Here is a 24,344-nt window from a genome sequence, read left to right on the forward strand (position 1 = left end):
ATGTAAAACATACGATTTGCATGATAATTAATATTATATAATTTAGCATAAAACAATAAACTATTAAAATTATTTGTCAAGTACTTTTGAAACAAGTCTTTATTAGATTTTGAAATGTTTTCTTCTTCCATTATAGATTTTAATTGATAAACTATTAATTCTTTAGATGATAAGGATAAACATTCTTCTAAAAGATTTTCTTCTTTAAGATAATCAAAGAAATCCCCTCCAATAGGATTATTTGTTTCTTTATTATTATTTTTTTTTATTGTCTCTTTCATTTTATATAATTCTTTATTTCTTTAGCTCTTTCATTTGCTAATGATAAATCCTTTTTAGGTATATCATTTATCTTTTTTATAATGGCATTTAATAAGTACATATTAGCATCATAATTATTTAATGATTATGCAATTATATCTACAAAATATTAAAATGCAATGCTTATAAGGTTTATAAATATTTTATTCCTTAGTCTTTCCGATAATTGCCTGCTGACATATATCATTATATCTTGTATCTCTTTTTCTTTTTTCTATGATAACAATTCCATCATAATAATGAATAGAGTAGGCACTGTCAGTAAAACTATTTGGGTATAAATCATCTTCTTCAGTAGCCCAATATGCATTTAAATAGTCTATTAAATTTTTAGTATACTCTATAAATGAATTAGGATTTTTATAACCGCCTCCAAAATTAGGCCAATATGAAGTATAAACATCCTCGCATAAATAAATACCGTCATCTTTTATATGTCCGTACATCTCTTCAAAAGTTATTATCTGCTGATTCATTCTGTGTCCGCCGTCATCTATTAGAATGTCCAGCTTTGGTATTTGACTCTTTACTTCATTTAAAAAATCTCTGTCGTCCTGAGAGCCTATAAATATTTTTATATTGTCACCTTCAAATTGTTTGCATTTAGGGTTTTTATCTATTGAATATATATTAACATTGGCATTAGGGTTACTATTTCTAAAATATTCTCTCCACATCTTCACAGCTCCACCGCTTCCAACACCTATTTCCATCATGTTAATGTCTTTTCCTCTGTATTTAGAAAAATGTCTTTCGTATATATCAAAAAAAGGAAGATGTTTGAATATTGCTTCTCCTTTATTATTAAGAAAATAGTTATGCAAGTCTGATTTATCTTTATTATCAGCATTTATTAGTATGTCTCTTATTATTTCAAGCTTTTTTTTATCTTCTTCACTGTCGCTTTTTACTAATAGCAGATTTTTATGTGTTTTTACTCTCAATTTTTTTATTTCAGACTTTTTACCTTTTTTCATTTTTGATTCCTCTATTTATATCCATAATTTTATACAATAAAATTCTAATTTGTCAAGGATTATGTAATTTATAGTTTTATACAAAAGGTAAGTTTTTTTTGTATAAATAATATATATTTGTAAAAAAATATCATAAATATAATATTTTTCTATTGATAATTTTACTTTTAGTGTTAAATTTTTAATATTACATAAAAATACGAGCGGAGTTCAATTTATGAGAAAAATAATACTTTCTATTATGATGTTTGTATTTACATCATCTGCATCATTTGCAATTAGCGGCGGATTTGAGTTTATATTGAATGTACCTGTTGGCATGAGCATAGGAGTTTATGAGTATGAGTTAAGTGATTATGCCGAGAGAATGGACGCTATAAGCGGAGGAGCTATACGCAGTTCATTTGCTAGAAATGGCGGTATTGGCTTTGATATTGGAGTTTCTGCACAGCTTGGATATATGATTAAATTTACAGACAGTATGGGATTAAGTATACTCGGTGAAATAGGATATAGTCATGATACTTATTCTTATATAAGCAGATTAGATAAAAATAATTCTTATTCATATTCTTTTGAAAGTTTGCAGTTTGGTGTTCTTCCTAAGTTTAATATTCAAAACTTTGCTATAGGTATTGGAGGCGGAGTAAAAATTCCTTTATCTGGAAATATACATACAAAAACTTCATTACTTGAGAACAATACTAAACTAAGTTCAGATGATATAAAAAGATTGTATGAAAAAGCTTTAATGCCTTATATTAAAGTTACTTTTGATTATTCTATATTTTTTACTCAGAAAATGGCATTTAATATAGGATTATATTTAGGATATGATTTCGGTTTAGAGCCTAATATATACACTATAGATGGAGCTATTAGCGGAAATAGATTAGTTCTTGATGAGGTATCATATTCTAGTTTTGATGTTGGACTTCAGGTAGGATTAAAATTCGGACCTAGTACAAAATAGATTATCTTTAATTAATTTTATATAAATTCATCTAGGATTAATATATGAATAATATTATAAATATTTCATTAAATAATCAAAAAAAAGCATTTGATATTATAAAAGAGCTTGATATAGAAAATTCTTTTAAATCTATTGGAGCAAGGGTAAATCTAGTAGGTTCTCTAAAGATGGGGCTTTTAATGAAAAATAAGGATATAGATTTTCATGTATATACTTCTTCTCTCGATATAGAGAAAAGTTTTTTTTCTGTATCAAAAATATCTAAAAATAAAAAAATAGAAAAAGCAACATATACTAATTTAATAGATACAGATGAGCATTGTATAGAATGGCATTTGTTTTATAGAGATGATAATAATGAAATTTGGCAGATAGATATTATTCATATATTAGAAGCCTCTTATTATGACGGGTATTTTGAAAAAGTTTCTGATGATGTAATAAATATGCTTACAGAAGAAAAAAGAAATATAATACTTAAACTAAAATATGAGACTCCAGATGATATAAAGATAATGGGTATAGAATATTATAAGGCTGTACTTAAAGATAATGTTCAAACATTTGAAGAGTTTATCAAATGGAGAGATAAACAGTCATTTAGCGGCATAATAGATTTTTAATTATATTCTGTAAATTATAATTGCTATCATATTTAAAAGAGCGTATATACAAATATAATTAATATATTTAGGTTTTGTATATCTTATATTTTCTATAAAATATATTATTGGTACAAATCCAAGTGTAAATGATGAATAAAAATAATGCGGACGTCCTCCTCCTGCAATACCGCAAATCATATAAAATGCTATTGTTGAAATGATGTAAACCATATAAAAAAATAAAAGTTCTTTTAATGAATTTGTTTTTCTATCATTGTCTGTAAGCATTTTTTTAGTAAAGAAATGTTTATATGCATAGATTAATGCTATTAATGCAAATATAAATGAAAGTACATAAAATATAAATGTAAAAGTATATAATGGATTTTTACCAAAGTATGAATTTATAATATCTTTTAATCCATTTACATATTTAGATCCTCCTTCATTTGTAGTAAAAAGAAGTATAGAATATATTTGAGGCGGCTGTATTACATAATGACTGCTTAACTCAGATTTTCTTCCCAATATTTTTGATAAACTTTCAAAGTGATTTTGAAATTGATATATTAAGTAAGGCAGATATGTTAGAAATGATATAAATACTCCTATAGCTAAAGGTATTATATTTTTTCTGGTATCTTTTTTCCATCTTATTATTAAAAACACTATTAAAGATGGTATTATAGAAAAGAAATTTGAAAAATGACATTGTGCTGATAGAGCTAATATTGGAAATAATAATACAGCATATATAAACTTTTTATCATTATATAAATATTCATATAACACAGGTAAAAATATAAAAGATAATATTAAAGGATTATGAGGATTATATATATTATTTCCAGCATTTATAAAATAAACATTTACAGACATAAGAATAAGCATTATGCTGAATGTAGTTAATGAAAATCTTTTATAAATCCAAACAAAAAATATAATGCTTACTAATATAGATGTAATTAAATTAACAAGCCTTGCTCCTTCATAAGTTTGCCCCCCAATTAAATATTTTACTATATATACTAAATAAAAATATCCGCCCGGTACTCTTGCATTTTCTTCATTATCATAAGTTTCAGGAGTATTCAGAAATACTCCTGAAACAGGGAATCTTTTTTCTTTTATGTGTTTTTCTGTTTGATAAAATTGGTATTGTTCATCTAGTCTTGGAGGTTTGCCAATAATTGTTTTATTGTATATATAAAATCTTAAAACTATTCCTATTATAACTGCAGCTATAGAAAGTATTATTAATAATTTTTTATTATTAACTATCATTTTTATCATAAACATTTTCTTTTTTTGAAACATTAAATTTTGAAAGTATATAAACAATTCCTATTAAAAATCTTAAAAAGTACATAGATATTGAGTAAATAGGGTGGGCTAATAGTTTTTTCCATTTGCCATTTTCTATGTACACACCTATATATCGGTAGAACATACCAAACTGTTTTTTAGTGGTTTCGTCATGCCCCCATTTTCTGAAGTAGTTATCAAAGTTTGAGGCATAGTAGCTTTTTTTAATTATATATTGTTTTAATGTATGATTTTCATGATGGTATAAAGGAGATTTTATTATAGATACTTCTCCTATTTGTTTTATTCGTCTGTCAATATCCCAATCTTCAGTGCCGTTTAAGTTTAAGTCAAAGCCTCCTATTTTTATAAAAGCCTCTCTTCTAAAGAAACGTACAGCATCTATTACAGTAGCATCATAAAATGAACGCTCAAAACTTCTTACTCTGTTAAAAAAATTTTTTCCGTATATTTTCTCTGGTATATATAAAGCATTAACATTTTTATTATTTTCAAAAATCTCCAAACATTCTGCAATAACATTTTCTGATAAAGTCATATCTACATCTAAAAAACCTATTATTTCTCCTTTGGACATTTCAGCTCCGTAATTTCTTTGAGCAGAACGTTCTGGACCTTTAATAAAAGTTTTTGCCCCTAATGACTTTGCTATTTCTACTGTTTTATCTGATGAGCTATTATCTACTAATATTATTTCTGTATCTTTATAATTTGAGTTTTTTACTGCATTGACGCAGTCAGCAATAAAGTTTTCAGAGTTTTTTGTTGTTATTATAATGCTTACCATTTATTATTTACCAATATTTTAGTGTTTTTATATTATATTAATAATAAAAAAATAACAATGCTATTTAATGATGTTTTAATTATTTTATAAATAAAAAAACAAGAGGTTTTATTTCCCCTTGTTTTTAATTATTAATTATTACTAATGATTAATTATTTTTAGCTCTCCAAGTTTCTTTTTCAAACTCGCCTTGTATAGGTACTAAAGATTCATCTAAATCTATTTTTAATACAGCATTAAAATTATTAGTTGCCATCATCTGAGCTGCAAAACCTACTATAGTAACTATTTCAGAATCATTAAAATGTTTTTTAAGATTGTTAATTAGTTCATCAGTTACTCCGTTAGGATCTTTTACCATTTGCATACCTAATTGTGATAATAACTGTTCTTTTTCATCTAGTTTAAGATTTTTAGGGTCTTCTCCTATAGCTTTTAAATCTCTTATAAAGAATAAAGAACAAAGCATACAGCCGTTAGTAGTAGAAACAGAATGTGCTAGTATCATAGCTGCTCTTTTACCAACTACTTCTACCAATCTGTCAAAAGAAGTGTACCAGCCCATAAATGCTTCATAAGTTGCATAGTCATTTAATAGTGCTTTTTTCATATTTGTAACATTGCCGCTTTTTTTTAATTGATAATCGAAAGCCTCTTTTACTTTACCTTGGGCTTCTTCATATTCCATAAATTTGACTCTAGCCATAAATTAAATACTCCTTTAAAATTGAATTTTAGATAAAATACTTTGTATAGTATAACATAAATTGTAATAATATAAATACTTTATTTAGTAAAAAATATTGAAATTTATATTATTATAATGTATATTACATACATTATGATTTTAAGGAATATTCATGAAATCAGATAAAGGTATTTATTATTTATGAAGATTAGTATAATAATACCATGCTATAATGAAGAAGAAGTTTTAAATACTCTTTATGAAAGAATAAATAATGTTTCAAAAATATTACCAAATCATGAATGTGAATTTATTTTTATAGATGATGGAAGTAAAGATAAAACGGAACAAATAATAGAAGAATTAAATAAAAAAGACAGCAGAGTAAAACTTTTTTCTTTTTCAAGAAACTTCGGACATCAGGCTGCTGTAAGCTGCGGAATACATAACTCTAAAGGGGATATAGCTGTAATAATAGATGCCGACTTACAAGACCCTCCAGAAATTATACCAGATATGATAAAAGAATATGAGAAAACTAAAACTCCTATTATTTATGGTAAAAGAGTTTTAAGGAAGGGAGAGAGTATATTTAAGAAATTTACAGCCTCATTGTTTTACCGTTTGATAAATTTATTATCAGAAGTAAAGTTCCCAGTAGATACTGGAGATTTTAGACTTATAGATAAAAATGTTATAGAAGCGTATAAATCTTTTAGCGAAAATCCCAAATACATAAGAGGTTTAATAAGCTGGACTGGATTTGAACAGAGGGCCTTTGAATATGAAAGAGAGGCAAGGGCAGCAGGACACACAAAATATACTTTTAAAAAAATGCTTAGATTAGCTCTTACTGGAATTTTATCATTTTCTGTTAGGCCTTTAAGAATATCATTGTTTTTAGGCATACTAGCTATATTTATTGCTATAGCTTTTTCTATAAGAGTATTTTATTTATATTTATTTAATCCAGAGGTTCTAGTGAAAGGTTGGGCTTCTATTATAATTACAATTCTTTTTATGGGCGGTTTTCAGCTAATTTCACTGTCTGTTATTAGTGAGTATTTAGCCAATATATTTAATGAAATCAAAAAAAGACCTGAATATATTATTAAAAAAAATATAAAATAGGAAGTACTATGATAATATTATTTTATATAATAACTATATTATTTATAGTTTCATTTGTGTATATAATTAAATCAGATAAAGATATTTTTTATATATCTTTGAATAATAAAAAAGAAACATTTATTTTAATATTATTTTGTTTAACTTCATCAGTATCACAGATTATACTTTTAAATAGCAATTATCCTTATATAGGTCATGATTATGCCCAGATAGAGGCTAGGGCTATGAGTATGTTTTTGTATTATCAGAATAATGGACTTGATATAGAATGGGCTTCTCCTTTATTTGGAGGCGGGCTTTTGAGTTATGCTAATCCTAATTGGCATCAATATTCGCCTTTGTATTTTCTTACTTTAATTATGCCTTTTTGGTATAGTTATAATGTACTTACTTTTTTGTTCTCTATTATTGGTTTTATGTCGGTATATGTTCTTCTTAAAAAGGATTTTAATTTTAATTTTATTAGTTCTTTAACAGGTGCTGTATTTTTTTCCTGCACTGGTTATTATATTTATCACCTTAAAGCAGGTCATTGGACATTTATATATCACCCGCTAACTGCATTTATTGTTTTTATATTTTTTTCTAATACTATATCAAAGTTAAGATTTAGTTTTATTATTAGAATATTATCTGGTGCTTTAATTTTTTCTGCTATGATATTTGGAGGTGCAATTCACACAATATTTTTCTATACTTGTTTTGTATTATTGGGTGCTGCTGTAATATTTTTTAAACTGGATTTTAATTTTGTAAAAAAATGTATAGCTGTAATACTTTCTGTATTATTATCTTTTATTTTAAGTTTATCAAGGCTTATTCCCATATTTATTTTGGCTTCAAAAATAGATAGGGGTAAACTTATGGTTGATAATGTTCCTTTTTATAAAATATTTGAAGTAATTTATTATGATTTTATTTTATCTGTTGTATCTTTTTTTGAAAAATTCTTTTTATTAAATATATTTTTTAATATTAGATATTCTGGTATTTTAGAAAAAGACCTATCTCTGCCTTTTATTATGATTCCTATGATAATAGCAATACTTATCATTAATAGGAAAAATATTAAAGATAACTTAATTAATTTAACAAAAATTGATAAATTTAGAATTATACTATTTATAATTTGGTTTTATTTAGTTTTTGATATTCACTATGATAAAGGTATCATTAATAGTTTATTTCCTTTTTTAAAGAAAATGAATTTATATTTAAGGATATCTTCTGTATTAATAATTCCTTTTTCTATATTTTTATCATATTTATTGAATAGGTATAAATTGTTCTCTGATAAAAAAACTGTAATATTATTGCTGTTATTAAATATATATGCAGTTATTTTCTTTTTATATAAACATGCAGATACATTTAATAATGATAATGGATTTCATAATATTAATATTAAAATAGGTATGGAGGTTTGGGATAAAATTAATAATTTAGGAAGTAATAATCATTATAGTGTAGATAGTATATTATCATTTAATGAACAAGATGATAAATACAGACAAAAATTATTAGAGCAATTTATTAGTAATAATTCTTCAAATTTGTATTCTTCAAGATTTCCTTATGAGCCTATATACGGTTACGTACTTGAGACTTTTGAGCCTAAAGAAGAAGGTTCTATATATAAAACAAATGATAATCATTATAATTTTACACACCCAAACAGTTTAATATTTTTTGATGATAATTATAAACAATTTACAGGGTTTACTTTAGAACAAAAAGATGATTTGGAAAAATTTGCTTCATTTAAAAAAGTAGATTGGAAGCTTCCTAAAATATTTTATACAGCTAATGATATTTCTCTTTATTCACATATAGTTGTTTTTGCTTTATTAGCTGTACTTATAGTTATAAATATTATATATTATTTTGTATATAGAAAAAATGCTTAATATTGAAATATTGATGATTCAAAAAATAAGAGGCTTTATTAATATTTAATAATAATAAATAATTAATAAAGCCCCTTATTAAAAGATTGTAGGATTAAAATATTTAACCTTCTAAAACTAATTATCTTAGAATCAATTATTATACATCAGTTCTTTTTTTGTCAAAACCTGTCTCAAACCGTCTTTAGCCTGAGAATCGCTGCCGTTATAGCTTAATGCATTTCTATAGCTTTCTTCTGCATTATCAAGCTCATTCATTCTATAATAACATTTACCCAAAGCTAAATTAATATCAAATAAATCTCTCTTTGATGATGCAGAGTTTAAAGCCTCATTATAAGCATATATAGCATCATTATATTGAAGCCTTCTATAAGAGAAAGACCCATAAAGCATGTAATTTTCTACACTAGGAGACATTTCTACAAGCTGTCTGTAATAAGCTGTAGCATCATTATAAGAGCGTATCTCTTCCATCATAGTAGCTAATGTTATCCAAGCATTTTCTCTTACTAATGTTGTATTGTTTTCATCATTTGCTGCTATAAGCAAAGATTCTTTTGATTTTTCATAATCTTTAGTTTTATAGTAAAGCATTCCAGCTCTGTATATACTTTCTCTGTCTTTAGGATATTTTGAAAGTGTATAATTATAATAATTTAATGCCTCATTATTATTTCCTATGCTTTCATAATAAATAGCAAGCGTTCTGCTTGGAAAGGCATTACCTACCTCTTCAGCAATAGAATCTTTTAATAATTTAATGCCTCTGTCAGAATTACCATAGTATAATTCCAACTCACCAAGTCTAGGCATAAATATAGCATTATTAGTTTCTATTTTGTATATTTCCTGATAATATTTAAGAGAAGGTAAAAAATCTTTTTGTCTGTATGTTATATCTCCAAGTCTCTCTAATGCAGTTTTATAGAGATCATCTTTATTGTCAGCCATTATAATTTTTTTATAATTAGCCTCTGCTTCTTTTAACATACTTCCTTTATAGTATGCATTAGCAAGAAGTCCAGTAGCTTCATAAGTATTGGTATAATCTTTCATTTTTGTTAATTTCAAATAATATTTAATGGCTCTGTCATAGGCATTTTCTTTTTCGTATAATTCACCCAAAGCAAGTATAGTATCAATATCATTAGGGTTTTGCTCCAGTATTTGTTCATATACTTTTTTTATGCCGTCATAATCTTCAACCTGCTCATATATTTTTACAAGTCTTCGTATAGAGTCTGGCTTAGTATCAGAATTAACTAAACTTTTTAAATACATTTCTATAGCACTGTCAGTATCTCCAGATATTACATAAATATCTCCAAGTATTGTAGCAGCTTTATCGGCATATTCACCTTTGCTTCTTCGTACTAATTTACTTAAAGTATCATAAGCAACACTCTGAAAACCTTCATTAAGTGCTATTAAACCAACATAAAATAATGCTTCATCGCTTTCTTCCAAAGATAATACTCTTTCATAATATCCCTTTGCCAAACGAGGCAAGTTTCTTTCCATATAAAAACGTCCCAAAGTAAGAAGGCTAGGTATATAATTGCTGTTTATAGATAATGAAGTTTCTAATGAAGTTAAGGCTTCATCATACATCTCTTTTTCTAAATATGATATTCCTAGATTATGTTTAAGTTTTTCATCTAAATACAATGAATTTGTCATAGTATTAAATATTTTTATAGCATTATCATAATCTTCAGTTTCATTATATATTTGACCAAGCAGTATATTTGCTTCATACTGTTTTTTAGGGTCTATAGTTGTACTTATTTCTTTTTTTAGTATAGATTTAGCTTTATTGTAGTCTTTATTTTTATAGTATTCTTTTGCCAAAGTGTAATCATCAGCAGCCTGAGAGGTTAACCTTACTTTACCCTGCATTATTGCTACATTTAATGATATTATAGCTATAAAACCTAAAGCACCTATACATAATATAAAAACCACCATTTGAAGATTTTTATATTTAGCTAGTCTTCTATTGTATGTCTTCTTCCTGTATACCATCTAAAATCCCATTAACAAATTTATAAGAATCTTTATCACTAAACATTTTAGCGATTTCGACTGCCTCATCTATAACTACAGATTTAGGTATGTCTTTTAAAAATATTAAAGAATATATAGACATTCTGATAATAGATTTGTCTACATATTGTATTCTCTTTATGTCCCAGTTGTTAGAATATTTTTCTATTAAGCTGTCTATTCTCTCTAAATTTTTTATAGTTCCTTCCACTAAATTTCTTGTAAATGCAAATATATTTTCAGGTATTTTTTTATCATAATCAAAATCTAAAATATCATTTATACTTATTTTTCTTTCATTAATTTCATAAGAATATAAAGACATTACAGCATATATTCTTGCCTGTCTTCTGGCTCCGTAGGAAGATAAATCCAAGTCTTTAATATTTTCTTTGTTTTTGGATTTAACTATCATTTTCTTTTTTACTGCTTTTCTAGGAGCATTATCTGAAACCTCTTCTTCGTTTGTATTTTCTGTGTTGTCAATATTTTTTATCTCTTTTTCTTCAGACATATTTATAAACCTATAAATTAATAATTTTCTTCTATATTTTTAATCTTTTTAAAGATTTTCGGAATATATATTATAAAAATGATTTTGCCTAATATTTTTATTTATTAAAAAATTAGTGTAAATAATAGATGTTTTTTAAAATAAAAAAGGCTATAGTCTAAAACTACAGCCTTAACAATTAAATAATTATATCTTACAGTGAATCTAATTCTTTTTTTATTCTAGCATATACTTCTTCTGGTGTTCCTACACTTTCTATTTTTATTATTTTTGCTTTGCCGTTATAATAATCAAGCACAGGTTTACTTTGACTTTCAAATACTTTTAATCTGTTTTTTATAGTTTCTTCATTATCATCTGCACGGCCTCTTTTTAAAAGTCTGTCTATTATTATCTCTTCAGAAGCAAATATATCTATAACAGCACTTATTTTATAATTTAGGCTGTCAAGTATAGATGATAATTCTTTTGCCTGTTCCATAGTTCTAGGAAATCCATCGAGCATAAAACCGTTTTTACAATCATCTTTGGTTATTCTTGCTTTAAGCATATCAATAACCAAACTATCTGGTACTAATTCACCCTTATCCATATAAGATTTTGCGGTTTTACCTAGTTCTGTACCATTAGAAATATTTTCTCTTAGCATATCACCTGTAGCAATATGTGCTATAGAATAATCTTTTTCTATTAAAGCAGATTGAGTTCCTTTACCTACGCCGGGAGCTCCTATAAAAATTATATTAAGCATATTACAACTCCTAAAAAGCATTATTATTAGTAGTATAGTAAATAATACATTTTTGTCAAATTTATTTTAAAAAATAATGTTATTTATTGATTTTTTATATGATGAATATTGTTACCACCGCCATGAATACATTATATTTGCTCCGCTGTATCCTGCGTTAAATGATAATTCCTCTACAGCAAAGTTGCTTTCATTTATCCAAAGCATATAATATATACCAGTAGTTAGTGCAAATGCCCCAGTAAGCACCATTCCTGCTATATATATATTCATAGCAGTATTATATGTTCTTAAATCTACTTCTGGTCGGTTAGCAACATTTTGATATTGATTATAGTATTTTACCATTGTAGAATCTAATATTTCACCTGCATATACATAAGTACCTATTGAAAATATGGCACTGGCTATAGTTAGTCCGAAAAATATTTTTGTGTTTCTTTCATAATTTTTAAATATTTTATCAGCCAATGTAGGTTCTTTAAATTTTTTCATATTTGGGGTAAGATTAAGAGAATTGGTGCTGTCTACAGTAAATGTACCGTAATAATCTATATAGTTTGTATTTGTTATTTTTAGAGAATATGTACCAAAGCCAAAATATCTATTTATTACATTAGTTGGTGTTTCTTTTATACCATTTATAACTACTGAACTTTCTTCTTCTCCCGGTATATTTATCTGTACTCTGGCAGCATTTGTAAGTTCGTCTAATGTGAATTGAAGGAGTATATTTTCATTAGGATTTTCAAATGAAAGCATAGTATCTATAGTTTCATAAGCTTCTTTTTTGATAGTAAACCTATGGCTGTTTGTTGTAAGTGCTGGAACATATAATGTATCGCCGCTTTTTCCTACAAATATGTCATCAACATAAACAAAAGAGTCAGGAGGGCTTACATCTATTGCTATAATTCCTGTTTTATCTAAATAGCTTATTCTATTTGCTATTTCTAAAGCATAATTTGGAACTTGTTCATCTATTCTCGCTTCAGGTACTGTCATGGAATATGAAGTTATCTTTCTATCTTTGATATATGCTACATATGTTACTACATTAATATTGGGTCTTTTATATTCAACAGTTCCGAATATTGCTATATCAGAGTTTCTAGTAAATACATATTTTTTTATGTCATCTCCGAAATATTCATAATAGTTTTTTCCTATATCTACTTTTTGAATAAAATCATTAGTACCTTTTAGTATTACATTAGTTCCGTTGTAGTCAAATATCATTTCATTAGTCTGAAGTACAAATCCTTTAGTTTCAGGTGTTATTAATTTTACATTGCTTCGTACCTCTCCCCAGTTGGTATAAGTTGTATATTCATAATTTGTTATTATAGTAATATTTGTTCCTTCTTGTCTGCTTGTGTATGTTATATTTGTAAATTGGAATACTTTATAATCATATGCTCTTTCAAAGTCTATGGGGGTAATTGTATAATTTGTTTCAGACTGGAGTCTTATTGTTTTATTATATTCTAACTGATTGGCTATTGCATCTGCTACAGCAAATGTAATATAATTGTAGTTTGTATTATCGCTTATATTTGTATATATATAGATATCTATTTTTGCAGTTTCTGAAGTTGTATAGTATGGTCTTACTTCCTCTATTTTTATTGGTTTTCCTCCAAATGGGCAGAGCGGTACTGATGCAAATAATAATATTAATAATAATTTGATAATTTCTTTTCTATACATATATTCCATTTTTGTTTTTATTATTAATTCTATATTAAAAAATATCTTTTATCAATAGCAGCTATTTTATAATTTGGCTTTATAAATATCAATAGATTAGACTTGAAGTAAGACTATTTTACTGATTATTTTAGTAATTAAATATAGTTTATAAATTAGCTTTTTAAAACTGCATATATCAAAATAAAAATTCATCTTGATAAAATATAATTATTTAAAAATATCATTAGTAGCATCATACCAAAATACAAAGTCCAAATATTCCATAGGTATTTTTTCGCTTTTTGAATATTCAACTAGATTTGATTCACAGCTTAGATAATTATTTTTTGTAAGGCTTGTTTTAGGCGTCATACCTTCAGGCAGAATGCTCAGCTTATCCATTACACGCATTATATGTCTGTCAAGTATGGCGATTTTTTGTCCGAAACCTATATTTCTAAGAAAATGACTAGCCTCTTTAAGTCCATATCCTTTAACTTCTTTAGCAAGCTCATTTCTTAATTCTACCATAGTATCATTTTTTAAAGCTTCATTGATTCTGTCTTTTAATACAAACTTTTCATTAGGAAAATAAATCTTTCTGGCAAGCACTATATTTTCAGCCTTCATATTATGAAATCTTACATGCTTAATAAGTATATTAGCTACTTTTTCAGTACTTCCTTTGAAAAGCAAATTATTATTATACAAATCAATTATAGCAGCAGCCCCGCTTCTAGCCTTTGTCTGAGGCGTACATATACAAAATGCAAGTTCAGCAAAAAGTCTTTTATCATTATCTCTTTTAAAAACCCTCTCAAAATATTCAAGTCTTCTTTTCATTCTCTCATGAAGAACTTTATCTTTATATATTCCCATCAAATGTTTAGCATATTCCTTATCCATAATCAGCCTCTAAAACTAAAAATATTATTAGACTGATGATACTACTATATAAATTAAATTTCAATATATAAAATTTTATTAATATTTAAACTCCACAGTATAATGCGTAACAGCCTCATCGGGCATAATATATTCTCTGTTGCTTTTCAAAAGCTCAAGCATATCAGCCCTAGCATCATAATGCATACCAAGAAGTACATCTTTTATATAATCATTGGCAAAATCACTCCAATAAGTTCCATCTCTCAATTCTTTTGCTGTTTTTCTTAAATCATTTATTACAATAGAATAATCTTTAATAGTATTGTACATAGCTTCTATTTGAGTATAGTCCACAAGCTGCACTGCCTTATTATTAATATTAAGCATTACTTTTTCGCCTCCGCTCTGCCATACCATTAATTTATCTGTATAATCTATAGGAGTGATAACTGTCCAATCTTCATCTTTATTCGGCTCTTTATCCTTGGTTAAAAACTGATTAAGCCCAGCACTTTTTATATGAGCCTCTGTAATAGTAAAATATTCCTGCCCGCTGTCATAAGCAGCTCTTATTTCTTCATAAGGAGGTATAGGAACATAATAAGTTTTCTTATTTATTGTATAAGTTGAATAAGGAGAATTGTCAGATTTATAATATCTTCCATTATCAAGTTTTATCCAATTAGGTTCTTCAGGAGTTTTTATCTTATTTTGAATATATGGTAAATCTCCTCCAACATATTGATCACGAGAATATACCGAATCAGCATTATCATAAGCTGAAGAATTAGGCTCTACTTGCCAATTTACGCCGTCAGTAGTTGACCATATAGTATTATCATTTTCAAAAGACTGAGTTTTATAATTCCAGTAAGGATTACCCAATTCATAATATACCCTTTCACCTTTTGTAACATATATTTTATTTTCATCATAGCGAATACTAAGCCTGCTTCTTTGTCCCCAAGGCGTATTAATCTTCTCCCAATTAGCACCTATAGAAGTATCTTTATTTTTATCTATTCTATAATAAACATTTTTACTTGTTGTAAATGGTCCCTGAGTTTCATTTCGGCATCCGCTTGGATTTTGCTCATTAAAATCTTCTTCTAAACCTATTAAATATATATAATCTTTAAACTCAGCAATTTTATAACCACTAACACCAAATCTTCCTTGAAAGCTAGAATTAGGATCTGTACTAATTAAAGGAAAAGCTCTATAAACATTATCATCAGAACCCTCTGTTGTCCAATTTATTAAATCTGATGATGTTCTTATCTCATTATTAAAAGTTATGCCTGTGCGAAATGTATGAGTTCTTTTTTCGTCTTTACAGTCTGTAGTAGTAAAATAACTTGAAGAATATGAATAACTTCCATAATCATAATATTCATATAAAACTCTATTTTCTTCTATTACATTCATTCTTAATAAATCATCATATCCTTTACTGTCTTTATCATAAACTACTATATTTTTGCTCTCATCTATTTGAAGTATTATATCTTCTGCTTTTTTATTTAATGTTTTGCTTTTAGGGTCATAATCATACATATAGTCAGCCAATATATACCATTTGCCTTGATATTTAAACTTTCTTCTAAAACTTCCGAAAACTTCTCCGTCTTTAGCAGGCACTGGATTAACATCTACATGACTTGGTATTGTGTCTTCAGGCAATCTAAAGTCAGTTGGCGGCGGTATATGTATAGGGCTTAAAATATTAATCCCCTTACATGAAACTATCAAAACTATTATAAAAATTAGTAAAAACAATATTAAATACAATCTATTTTTCATAAGTATAGCCCCTATTTTTAAAAAATAGTAAAATTCTTTAATAAATATATTCTGTATATAAATACAATAACCTTTGATTATAAAATTATCGTTTCAATTATTAATACGTATAAATAAAAAAATATCCGTAAAAATTTTGTATTTTTTTGATTATTAATTTTTAAAAAATAAATAAAAAATAGTTTTGAAATTAAGTATATTGATTAATTAATATATACCTAAACAAATGTAATTTATCAAAAAATAAATTTTTTAAATTTTGATATTTGCGGGGCTTTGCCCACCGATCTGCATGCTACGTAACACCACAGTTCTTTTGCGACCGTAGGAAGTGCCTGTGGTATTGGCACAAAGAACCAAAAAGACTATATTTAAGGCTAAATTTAATAATATATTCTACATATAAAACATAATTAGTACTATTTACCATTATTTTTAGACTTGCACTTTTTGCAACTTTTTGCGGCAGGAAAAAGTTGAATAAAAAAATTGACAAACTTAAAAATTTTCAGTATATTATAATACAAAAATACAGTTTTGAAAAATATTATTTATATTAAATTAAAAAAGAGAAATTTCATTATGCCTAAATTATTAATATCAAGCGACCTGCATTTAAGCCTTCAGGAAAAAGAATACTCGCTTTCAGTATTAGATGAAATATTAGAACAAGCAAAAAATTATGATGCACTTCTTTTACTTGGAGATACTTTTAATACATTTGAAGATTTGCAGGAATTAAAAGATACATTCTCAAAAAAAATAGAAAGCTATGATAAAAATGTATACTTACTTAAAGGCAATCATGAAAACCTAAAATCAAAAGGCATAACATTAAATAAATTAAAGTTTCCTGATAATTTAATAGTAATAGAAGATATAAGTTTTTTTAATATAGATAATTTAGATATTATAGCACTTCCATATAGTGAAAAATATATTATAGATAATGAATTAAATAAAAAAATAGAAAATCTAAATGCTGACAACAGGATAGTAATAGCACATGGTATAGTAGAAGGAACATTATGGGCTATAGAAGAAAATGAAGAGGCGGCAAGCATACCCATAGATATAATAAAAAAAATAGAGCCTAATATTGCTGTAGTAGGGCATATTCACAAACAAATGGAAGTTAATATTGAAAATATAGAAATAATATACACAGGTTCTGCAAGAGTATGGAGAAGAACAAAATCAGAAATGGGGGAAAGGAGATGTTTGGCTATTGATATAAAAAACAACTCTATAAATAAAAGTTTTATCAATATAAAAAATGCAGGCGAATACAGAGTATATGAAAGCAATATTTATAACATATCAAATTTAGAACAAAAAGCCTCTGAATGGAATATAAAAGATATTATAGATATTAATATATACGGAATAGCTGAAGATGAAAATGAGCTTGAAGAAAAAATAAACAGCATAAAAAATAAATATTCAAAATATGTACGTGACATTAATATAAAAACTAAAGAGTTATTCCTGCTTGAAAATGCCTACAATGAAAGCATAATAAAAGAGTTTTTAGCTATAGCAGAAGAACATGAATTTGCTACTAATAGTGAAGAAGACCTAGAGATAGTAGAAATTGCCAAACGTATAGGAATAGAAAAAATATATTCTGCTTTGCAAAATAAAAGATGATATAAACTCTATATTTTTTTTATTAATCTTTCAGCAAGAAGTTTTGCATCAATATTTTCTATGCATATATGATTATTAGGACAGTTTTTTCTTTTATAGCATCTGGCACATTCTAAATTTTCAACTCTTATAGTTTCAGAGTTTTTTGCTATAGGTCCGACACGTACCTCGCTTGTAGGACCGAATACTGCTATTAATGGTTTTTGAAATGCACAACCTGTATGCATTGGAAATGAATCTACTGTAACCATTCCCTTTGATTTTTTTATTAAATATGCTAATTCTGGTAAATTAAAAAGCCCAGAACTATTTAAAACATTATCAAATCCTTTAACTATTTCCAAACATTCTTTATCATAATCTGATGTAGCTGAAACTATTATTTGTATATCTTTTAATTTTTGTATCTCTTTTATTATTTCTCTTGATTTATTCACTGATAAATCTTTAGTATCCCATCTCGAAAATGGTGAAAAAACTATATACTCATTATCTATATTAAAATTACTGTTTACGCTGTACTTTATATGTTCTATTTTTTTATTAAAATCTGCTTCTATGGTATCAGGTAAAAAATAGTCCAAATCAGTACCGTCATCTGGGCAATCAATAAACTTCAAAAAAGATATAAGTCCTTCTATAGCATTTATATCCTTATAATAATTACTTTTTACTCCAAACCACTTACCCTTTGCATATTTCTTTTTAGCGTGGCATAAATATAAAAATATTATGCTTCTCTCAAGTCCCTGCAAATCCATAGCTATATCATAATGTTCTTTTCTTACTTCAGATATATGAGAAATAAACTCTCTTATCGTAGAAAAAAATAATAAAGGAGATTTAAATATTTCATTTTCATATCTGTATATATCCAAAACATATAATTTATTTATATAAGGATTATTCTCTAATATACCTAATGCTCTTTTATCTGTTACTACATCAATTTGACAGTCTGACTTCCATTTCTTCAATGCCCTTATAACAGGTGTCATATGGAGAACATCGCCTAAAGAAGTTTGTTTTATTAAGAGTATTTTCATAAAATCATATAGCCTGCTTTATTATAATATCATAATCATATAATAATTTTATAATATATCAATAAAAAATTATAAAATATAGAAAAAATTACTACAAACAGTATTGACAAATATTACTTTATACAGTAATATTACTACATAAAGTAATTATATACTTAAATATTTTTAATAAAGGAAATGACAATGAAAAAAAATCATATTATAATTTTTATATTAATAGTAATATTTGTATTAGTAGGAGCATTCGGTATAAGCAGGCATGAAAATTATAAAAAGACAAACGCCTCAAATGATAAGGTAATAAAGATAGGTATAAGCCAAATGATAGAGCATGATGCATTAGATTTAATATATAAGGGAATAGAAGATGAGCTTAATAAATACTATAATAACAGCAATAAAAAAATAGTAATAGACTATAAAAATGCTCAAGGGGATCAAGCAAACTGTAATACTATAGCACAAAAATTCGTTAACGATAAAAGCGATATTATAATAGCAATAGGAACTCCTGCAGCTCAGTCGGCTGTAAATCTCACCAAAGACATACCAATAATAGCTTCGGGTATAGGAGACCCAATAGGTGCGAAATTAGTAACTAATCTTAATAAACCTAATGTAAATGTAACAGGCACAATAAATCTTCCTCCTATAGAAAGACAAATAGAACTCATGCATACATTACTTCCTAATGCAAAAAAAATAGGACTTTTATACTGTTCAAGCGAAATTAATTCATTATATCAAATAAAATTAGCAAAAGAGAAATTGGATTCACTAGGACTTGAATATATAGATTTGACAGTTGCAAATGCAAATGAAATACAGCAGATGATGATAAGTGCTTCAGATAAAGTTGATGCTATATTTTCTCCTACTGATAATATCATAGCAAACAGTATGGCAAACGTGGCTATGATAGAAGAAAGCGAAAAACTTCCAGTTATATGTGCTGATGCTGGTATGACAAAAATAGGAGGCACTGTAACATATTCGGTTAATTATTACGATATGGGAGTTCTTACTGCTAAAAAAGCAATAGAAGTTTTGGAAGGCATTAAAGATATAAAAAACATACCTCTTGAAACAGTTGACAGCTGCAATTTTGTTGTAAATACAAATATGATAAATAAATTAGGGATTACTATTCCTAATAATATATATATGAATTAAAAACAAGTTCCATATTTTTTAGATACTACATAACACAAAACCTGCAGTTTAATACTGCAGGTCTATTTTTGTAAAAATAAAAAACTATTAAGCAAAATCTTTTAAGTGTCCAGATGATACTTTTTTGAAAGCCCTTAAATAATATTTAATATCGTCCAAATCTCTTATAGATAATACCTTATGCATCAAAAACTGCGGAGTAAAGCTAAGATTATAAAGTTTTTGTACCCATTCTTTTATTTTCTCTTCTCCTACATCAGTTTTCATTATAGCTTTACGCATATCATAATCTTCCCAATTTTCTGTAGTAAGCCAATTTTCTTTTTTACATTGATTAAATAACTCTGTTCCCGGATACGGAATTATTATTGTAGCCTGCATAGTTTTAGCATAGCCTTTAATAAGGAGTTTTTTAGTAAGCTCATAAGTTTTCTCAATATCCTCTTCAGTTTCCCAAGGATATCCAAGCATTACAGTTACATGAGGAGAAAGTCCTGCATCTGATGCCGCCTTACAAGACGGAAGGATTTCTTCAACTTTATTTCCTTTTTTAAGCCTGTCTAATGTATTCTGACTTGCTGATTCCAAACCAAATAATAAAAATCTAAATCCCGCTTTTTTCATAAGTCTGTACTCATCTTCATTACATGCTCCGAAACGCATATTGCAGTCTATATTAACTTTTTTATTTAGCTTTTTGTCTATCATAAAATTGCAAAAATCATTAAGCCATTTTTTTACTGGAAAACAGCCTGTATCGTCCATTATCTCTCTAATATTATATTTATTATAAAGAAACTCTACCTCATCAACCACATTTTCAGCGGTTCTAGCACGGAAATTTGTATATATACCAGTCCAAGAGCAGAAAGTACATCTATGATGCCAGCAGTCTCTTCCAGCCATTATATAAGTACCAGGTATTCTTTTGAAGTTGCCGTTATCATAAGCGTATCTCTGCCACTCAGTCAAATCTCTGTCTATAAATGGAAGGCTTTTTAAATCATGTCTTAATTCAAAAAATCCTGTATTTTTTATATTATTATTTTCTCTATAATATATACCTTTTTCTAGCTGTGCTTTTCCATTTAAATATTCTATTAAGTTCAAAAGAAGAAAATCATAATCCCCGCCCATTAACAAATAGTCAACTTTGCAGTTATTCATAGTCTCTTCAGGCATAGCAGTAACATGGTCTCCTGCAATAACCACTATCATATTTTGGTATTTAGCTTTCAAGTCATTAACTATTTTCCAAGCTTTATATACAACTGGAGTTTTTATCTCAAAAAATAATAAGTCTGGAGTTTTCTCATCTAAATATTTATACCATTGTTCTGTCGTCATATTTCTAGCAATGGCATCAACAAAGTCTACATCATATCCTGAATTTTTTATCATAGTTGCTGCAGTTGCAGGCACTACTGGGTAAATATATGTTGGGCTTTTAAACCATTGAAACTGTCTGTTTTGGGATAATAATGCCACTCCTCTGTCGCTTTCAAATGGAGGATAGCCTATATATATCTTATTTATTTTGTTATTCATAAATTAATTGCCTTTTTACTAAATTACTAAATATTAAAAAGTTATTATACTTTAATAAGTAAAAATGTAAATAAGTTCATAATGTAAAAAAATATTATCCTTTCTTTCCGCCCATATCCATATACTGACTGTACATAGGCGAAGGAAGTCCAAATCCTCCGGCTACAGGCATAGTTTCGCCTGTTATAAATGATGAATAATCGCTTGCAAAGAAAAGTACAGCATTAGCAATATCTTCAGGCTCTGCTGGTCTGTTTAATGGAACATTTTTCAAAAACAATTTTAAAAAATCTTCTGACATATTCTCCATAGCAGCATCAGTTGCAACAAACCCCGGAAGTACGGCATTGCATCTTATATTTTGTCTTGCATACTGAACAGCAATATTTTTTGTAAGAAAATTGATTGCCGATTTTGATATGCCGTATGCTAGTCTTGACATATCTGGAAATATACCTCCTACAGAAGAAATATTAATTATGCTTCCTCCTCCTGTATTAAGCATATGCTTAACAGCAGCCTTTGAAGGAAGATAAACACTTTTTAAGTTTTCATTAACTATATTAAAAAATGCATCAGTATCACCGTTAATTAAATCAAAATCTTTATTAATATCAGTAGTACCGAAATTATTAACTAGTATATCTATTCTATTTTCTTTTTTTACTGTCTCTTCAATCATAGAAGTAAAAGTTTCTTCTTTAGAAGCATCAAAATATACTGTATCAGCTTCTCCTCCGTTTTTTATGATTTCATCGGCTATTTTTTTACCAGCATCAAGTCTTCTCACAGCTAAATAAACCTTTGCACCATTTTCAGCTAGTTTCTTTGAACATGCTAAACCTATACCTCTGGTTGCTGATGTTACTAATGCTATTTTTTTATCTAAAAGTTTCATTTACTTAAATCTCCTTTTCATAATGTTTATGCTAACTAATTATATTCTATTTAATAATTATTTCTATAAAATATATAATTATTTTGAAGTTCTATATTTTATAAAAAATACTGATGTTACTATAAAAGTTAAAACTTCTGTAATAGGCATAACATACCATATGCTTTCTTTTTCAAATATTAAAGGCATTACAAATATTAAAATACCGCTTATTATAAGTCCTCTCAATACTGCTATTATAAATGATACAGTTGGTTTCATTATAGCCTGAAAATAGTATGTTGCATATATATTGAATGGAAGTATTAAAAATGATATAAAATAAGCTCTCATAATATTTTTTGATATACTCAAAGCTTCATCTGAAGGCTTCATAAATGCTTTCATTAAGAAGTCAGTATTAAAGTATGTAAAAAAGGTAGAAACTATAGCCAATATTAAAGCTGTGAGTATACCGTATTTTACTGCTGATTTTATTCTATTCATATTGCCTGCACCCAAATTAGCAGATATTATAGGCTGTGATGCTTGTCCTATTGCATAAGCTGATGACTGAACTAATATATTAATATTGATTATAACAGAGTACACTGCCAATGCAGAAGAGTTAAAATATTTCATTATCTGATTATTAAACATTAAAGCAAGTATTCCCATTGCTATATCGATAAAAAACGTAGAAAAACCAATTGATACAATATTTTTTGATAGTGAAAATAATTTATTTACTTTTACAAATTTTAAAGTATTCTTTTTTGTAAATAGATGAGATATTAAAATTGAAGCAGTGAGAACCTGTCCTATAGCAGTAGCAAGACCAGCACCGAATATACCCATATCACATACAAATACAAAAAAGTAATCACCGAATATATTAAATATACCTCCAGCCATAACGGCAATAGTTGCCTTCATAGGGGCATTATCATTTCTAAGATATGCAGCAAAAAATTGACTGAATGAAAATAAAGGAAGAATTATCTTTATAGGAAGAAAATATATTTTGGCTAATCTTAAAAGTACATCATCAGCCCCAAAAAAATAAAGTATATTATCTTCAAATACTATAGATAAAATCCAAACTATAAATATAACTATTGACAAAGCAATGAATGAAGAAGTAAAGAAAATATTTGATTTTTCATGCTCTCCCGAACCTCTTGCCTTACTAAAAATAACAGAACCTCCTATACCAAATAATAGACCAATACTGTATATTATATTCCATATAGGAGCAAATATAGCCAAAGCAGCCGCCCCATTATCACCTTCATAATGACCAACCATAGCAACATCAACTATAGAATAAATTGCTGCTATTAAAGCACTTCCGAAACTTGCATACAAGTATTTAAAAAATATTTTTTTTACATCAGTCTTAAGAATATCCATAAAACAAACCCTTACAAAAAATAAAAGGCTGGAAAAGAAATCTAATAATTAGACATCTTATCCAACCTTTGGTATTTTCTATTTCCAATAAGTCCTACGATGAACTTAAGTACATTATACTATATACCTAAACAAATATAGTTTGTCAAAAAATAAATTTTTTAAATTTTGATATTTGTGGGGCTTTGCCCCACACCCCAGTTCTTTTGTTGGCACAAA

General features: G+C 27.0%; 21 protein-coding genes. 6 read left to right on the top strand and 15 right to left on the bottom strand.

Annotated features, from left to right (window positions below; genetic code table 11):
• Nucleotides 1-281: hypothetical protein (locus Q1X91_RS06360; RefSeq protein WP_300754660.1), on the bottom strand; the 281-nt coding region annotated here is incomplete at its 3' end.
• Nucleotides 282-464: 183 nt separating this feature from the next.
• Nucleotides 465-1,298 (bottom strand): class I SAM-dependent methyltransferase, encoded by an 834-nt coding sequence (locus Q1X91_RS06365; RefSeq protein ID WP_300754663.1) that lies wholly within the window; start codon nucleotides 1,296-1,298, stop codon nucleotides 465-467.
• A 217-nt stretch (nucleotides 1,299-1,515) separates the two neighbouring features.
• On the opposite strand from Q1X91_RS06365, the gene Q1X91_RS06370 reads away from it, so the two are divergent.
• Together Q1X91_RS06370 and Q1X91_RS06375 are read left to right on the top strand one after the other, a co-directional pair.
• Nucleotides 1,516-2,271, top strand: coding sequence for a hypothetical protein (locus Q1X91_RS06370; protein ID WP_300754666.1), 756 nt, complete (start codon nucleotides 1,516-1,518; stop codon nucleotides 2,269-2,271).
• Between the two features lie 44 nt (nucleotides 2,272-2,315).
• Nucleotides 2,316-2,897, top strand: coding sequence for a phosphoglycerate mutase family protein (locus tag Q1X91_RS06375; RefSeq protein WP_300754668.1), 582 nt, complete (start codon nucleotides 2,316-2,318; stop codon nucleotides 2,895-2,897).
• Here Q1X91_RS06375 and Q1X91_RS06380 read toward each other — a convergent pair whose 3' ends face one another.
• The 3 genes from Q1X91_RS06380 to Q1X91_RS06390 all read right to left on the bottom strand — a co-directional run bounded on the left by Q1X91_RS06380 (nucleotide 2,898) and on the right by Q1X91_RS06390 (nucleotide 5,698).
• Nucleotides 2,898-4,172 (bottom strand): hypothetical protein, encoded by a 1,275-nt coding sequence (locus Q1X91_RS06380; protein WP_300754671.1) that lies wholly within the window; start codon nucleotides 4,170-4,172, stop codon nucleotides 2,898-2,900.
• Nucleotides 4,153-4,992 (bottom strand): glycosyltransferase, encoded by an 840-nt coding sequence (locus Q1X91_RS06385; protein ID WP_300754674.1) that lies wholly within the window; start codon nucleotides 4,990-4,992, stop codon nucleotides 4,153-4,155. The genes Q1X91_RS06380 and Q1X91_RS06385 overlap by 20 nt, the downstream gene beginning before the upstream one ends.
• A gap of 148 nt (nucleotides 4,993-5,140) precedes the next feature.
• Nucleotides 5,141-5,698 (bottom strand): carboxymuconolactone decarboxylase family protein, encoded by a 558-nt coding sequence (locus tag Q1X91_RS06390; RefSeq protein ID WP_020003576.1) that lies wholly within the window; start codon nucleotides 5,696-5,698, stop codon nucleotides 5,141-5,143.
• A 183-nt stretch (nucleotides 5,699-5,881) separates the two neighbouring features.
• Here Q1X91_RS06390 and Q1X91_RS06395 point away from each other — a divergent pair, with 183 nt between their 5' ends.
• Nucleotides 5,882-6,811, top strand: coding sequence for a glycosyltransferase family 2 protein (locus tag Q1X91_RS06395; RefSeq protein WP_300754678.1), 930 nt, complete (start codon nucleotides 5,882-5,884; stop codon nucleotides 6,809-6,811).
• 8 nt (nucleotides 6,812-6,819) lie between these two features.
• Nucleotides 6,820-8,721: a hypothetical protein gene (locus Q1X91_RS06400; RefSeq protein WP_300754681.1), complete on the top strand. Its 1,902-nt coding sequence runs from the start codon at nucleotides 6,820-6,822 to the stop codon at nucleotides 8,719-8,721.
• Nucleotides 8,722-8,853: 132 nt separating this feature from the next.
• On the opposite strand, the gene Q1X91_RS06405 is transcribed toward Q1X91_RS06400, so the two are convergent.
• From Q1X91_RS06405 to Q1X91_RS06430, 6 genes are all read right to left on the bottom strand, one after another.
• Entirely contained in the window at nucleotides 8,854-10,749 is a 1,896-nt protein-coding gene (locus tag Q1X91_RS06405) for a tetratricopeptide repeat protein (protein WP_300754684.1), read from the bottom strand.
• Complete coding sequence (nusB, locus tag Q1X91_RS06410) at nucleotides 10,721-11,284, bottom strand: transcription antitermination factor NusB (protein WP_300754687.1); 564 nt, start codon at nucleotides 11,282-11,284, stop codon at nucleotides 10,721-10,723. The genes Q1X91_RS06405 and nusB overlap by 29 nt, the downstream gene beginning before the upstream one ends.
• A gap of 193 nt (nucleotides 11,285-11,477) precedes the next feature.
• Nucleotides 11,478-12,035: an adenylate kinase gene (locus tag Q1X91_RS06415; protein ID WP_013113050.1), complete on the bottom strand. Its 558-nt coding sequence runs from the start codon at nucleotides 12,033-12,035 to the stop codon at nucleotides 11,478-11,480.
• A gap of 111 nt (nucleotides 12,036-12,146) precedes the next feature.
• Entirely contained in the window at nucleotides 12,147-13,745 is a 1,599-nt protein-coding gene (locus Q1X91_RS06420) for a hypothetical protein (protein ID WP_300754690.1), read from the bottom strand.
• Between the two features lie 210 nt (nucleotides 13,746-13,955).
• Nucleotides 13,956-14,633: a transcriptional regulator gene (locus Q1X91_RS06425; protein WP_300754693.1), complete on the bottom strand. Its 678-nt coding sequence runs from the start codon at nucleotides 14,631-14,633 to the stop codon at nucleotides 13,956-13,958.
• Nucleotides 14,634-14,711: 78 nt separating this feature from the next.
• Nucleotides 14,712-16,418, bottom strand: a complete 1,707-nt coding sequence (locus Q1X91_RS06430) for a hypothetical protein (RefSeq protein WP_300754695.1) — start codon at nucleotides 16,416-16,418, stop codon at nucleotides 14,712-14,714.
• A gap of 582 nt (nucleotides 16,419-17,000) precedes the next feature.
• Between Q1X91_RS06430 and Q1X91_RS06435 the strand changes: the two genes are divergently transcribed.
• Complete coding sequence (locus Q1X91_RS06435; RefSeq protein WP_300754698.1) at nucleotides 17,001-18,068, top strand: metallophosphoesterase; 1,068 nt, start codon at nucleotides 17,001-17,003, stop codon at nucleotides 18,066-18,068.
• A gap of 8 nt (nucleotides 18,069-18,076) precedes the next feature.
• Here the strand turns inward: Q1X91_RS06435 and Q1X91_RS06440 are convergent, their stop codons facing one another.
• The gene (locus Q1X91_RS06440; protein ID WP_300754699.1) at nucleotides 18,077-19,114 is read right to left on the bottom strand and encodes a glycosyltransferase family 9 protein; all 1,038 of its coding nucleotides are present in this window, start codon (nucleotides 19,112-19,114) and stop codon (nucleotides 18,077-18,079) included.
• 183 nt (nucleotides 19,115-19,297) lie between these two features.
• Here Q1X91_RS06440 and Q1X91_RS06445 point away from each other — a divergent pair, with 183 nt between their 5' ends.
• Nucleotides 19,298-20,287, top strand: a complete 990-nt coding sequence (locus Q1X91_RS06445; protein WP_300754702.1) for an ABC transporter substrate-binding protein — start codon at nucleotides 19,298-19,300, stop codon at nucleotides 20,285-20,287.
• Nucleotides 20,288-20,374: 87 nt separating this feature from the next.
• Here the strand turns inward: Q1X91_RS06445 and Q1X91_RS06450 are convergent, their stop codons facing one another.
• From Q1X91_RS06450 to Q1X91_RS06460, 3 genes are all read right to left on the bottom strand, one after another.
• Nucleotides 20,375-21,835 carry a radical SAM protein gene (locus Q1X91_RS06450; RefSeq protein ID WP_300754705.1) on the bottom strand — a complete coding sequence of 487 codons (1,461 nt, stop codon included), beginning with the start codon at nucleotides 21,833-21,835 and terminating at the stop codon, nucleotides 20,375-20,377.
• 94 nt (nucleotides 21,836-21,929) lie between these two features.
• Nucleotides 21,930-22,733: an SDR family NAD(P)-dependent oxidoreductase gene (locus Q1X91_RS06455; protein WP_300754708.1), complete on the bottom strand. Its 804-nt coding sequence runs from the start codon at nucleotides 22,731-22,733 to the stop codon at nucleotides 21,930-21,932.
• Nucleotides 22,734-22,811: 78 nt separating this feature from the next.
• A complete protein-coding gene (locus tag Q1X91_RS06460) occupies nucleotides 22,812-24,125 on the bottom strand; it encodes an MATE family efflux transporter (protein WP_300754710.1) in 1,314 nt (437 codons plus the stop codon).
• Between the last annotated feature and the right edge of the window lie 219 nt (nucleotides 24,126-24,344).

It is taken from the genome of uncultured Brachyspira sp. (assembly GCF_949287625.1).
Lineage (GTDB): Bacteria > Spirochaetota > Brachyspiria > Brachyspirales > Brachyspiraceae > Brachyspira.

What these genes read in the sequence shown, in the direction of transcription:
- Q1X91_RS06365 (WP_300754663.1), bottom strand. Translation starts at nt 1,298, where the DNA reads ATGAAAAAAGGTAAAAAGTCTGAAATAAAAAAATTGAGAGTAAAAACA.
- Q1X91_RS06370 (WP_300754666.1), top strand. Translation starts at nt 1,516, where the DNA reads ATGAGAAAAATAATACTTTCTATTATGATGTTTGTATTTACATCATCT.
- Q1X91_RS06375 (WP_300754668.1), top strand. Translation starts at nt 2,316, where the DNA reads ATGAATAATATTATAAATATTTCATTAAATAATCAAAAAAAAGCATTT.
- Q1X91_RS06380 (WP_300754671.1), bottom strand. Translation starts at nt 4,172, where the DNA reads ATGATAAAAATGATAGTTAATAATAAAAAATTATTAATAATACTTTCT.
- Q1X91_RS06385 (WP_300754674.1), bottom strand. Translation starts at nt 4,992, where the DNA reads ATGGTAAGCATTATAATAACAACAAAAAACTCTGAAAACTTTATTGCT.
- Q1X91_RS06390 (WP_020003576.1), bottom strand. Translation starts at nt 5,698, where the DNA reads ATGGCTAGAGTCAAATTTATGGAATATGAAGAAGCCCAAGGTAAAGTA.
- Q1X91_RS06395 (WP_300754678.1), top strand. Translation starts at nt 5,882, where the DNA reads ATGAAGATTAGTATAATAATACCATGCTATAATGAAGAAGAAGTTTTA.
- Q1X91_RS06400 (WP_300754681.1), top strand. Translation starts at nt 6,820, where the DNA reads ATGATAATATTATTTTATATAATAACTATATTATTTATAGTTTCATTT.
- Q1X91_RS06405 (WP_300754684.1), bottom strand. Translation starts at nt 10,749, where the DNA reads ATGGTATACAGGAAGAAGACATACAATAGAAGACTAGCTAAATATAAA.
- nusB (WP_300754687.1), bottom strand. Translation starts at nt 11,284, where the DNA reads ATGTCTGAAGAAAAAGAGATAAAAAATATTGACAACACAGAAAATACA.
- Q1X91_RS06415 (WP_013113050.1), bottom strand. Translation starts at nt 12,035, where the DNA reads ATGCTTAATATAATTTTTATAGGAGCTCCCGGCGTAGGTAAAGGAACT.
- Q1X91_RS06420 (WP_300754690.1), bottom strand. Translation starts at nt 13,745, where the DNA reads ATGTATAGAAAAGAAATTATCAAATTATTATTAATATTATTATTTGCA.
- Q1X91_RS06425 (WP_300754693.1), bottom strand. Translation starts at nt 14,633, where the DNA reads ATGGATAAGGAATATGCTAAACATTTGATGGGAATATATAAAGATAAA.
- Q1X91_RS06430 (WP_300754695.1), bottom strand. Translation starts at nt 16,418, where the DNA reads ATGAAAAATAGATTGTATTTAATATTGTTTTTACTAATTTTTATAATA.
- Q1X91_RS06435 (WP_300754698.1), top strand. Translation starts at nt 17,001, where the DNA reads ATGCCTAAATTATTAATATCAAGCGACCTGCATTTAAGCCTTCAGGAA.
- Q1X91_RS06440 (WP_300754699.1), bottom strand. Translation starts at nt 19,114, where the DNA reads ATGAAAATACTCTTAATAAAACAAACTTCTTTAGGCGATGTTCTCCAT.
- Q1X91_RS06445 (WP_300754702.1), top strand. Translation starts at nt 19,298, where the DNA reads ATGAAAAAAAATCATATTATAATTTTTATATTAATAGTAATATTTGTA.
- Q1X91_RS06450 (WP_300754705.1), bottom strand. Translation starts at nt 21,835, where the DNA reads ATGAATAACAAAATAAATAAGATATATATAGGCTATCCTCCATTTGAA.
- Q1X91_RS06455 (WP_300754708.1), bottom strand. Translation starts at nt 22,733, where the DNA reads ATGAAACTTTTAGATAAAAAAATAGCATTAGTAACATCAGCAACCAGA.
- Q1X91_RS06460 (WP_300754710.1), bottom strand. Translation starts at nt 24,125, where the DNA reads ATGGATATTCTTAAGACTGATGTAAAAAAAATATTTTTTAAATACTTG.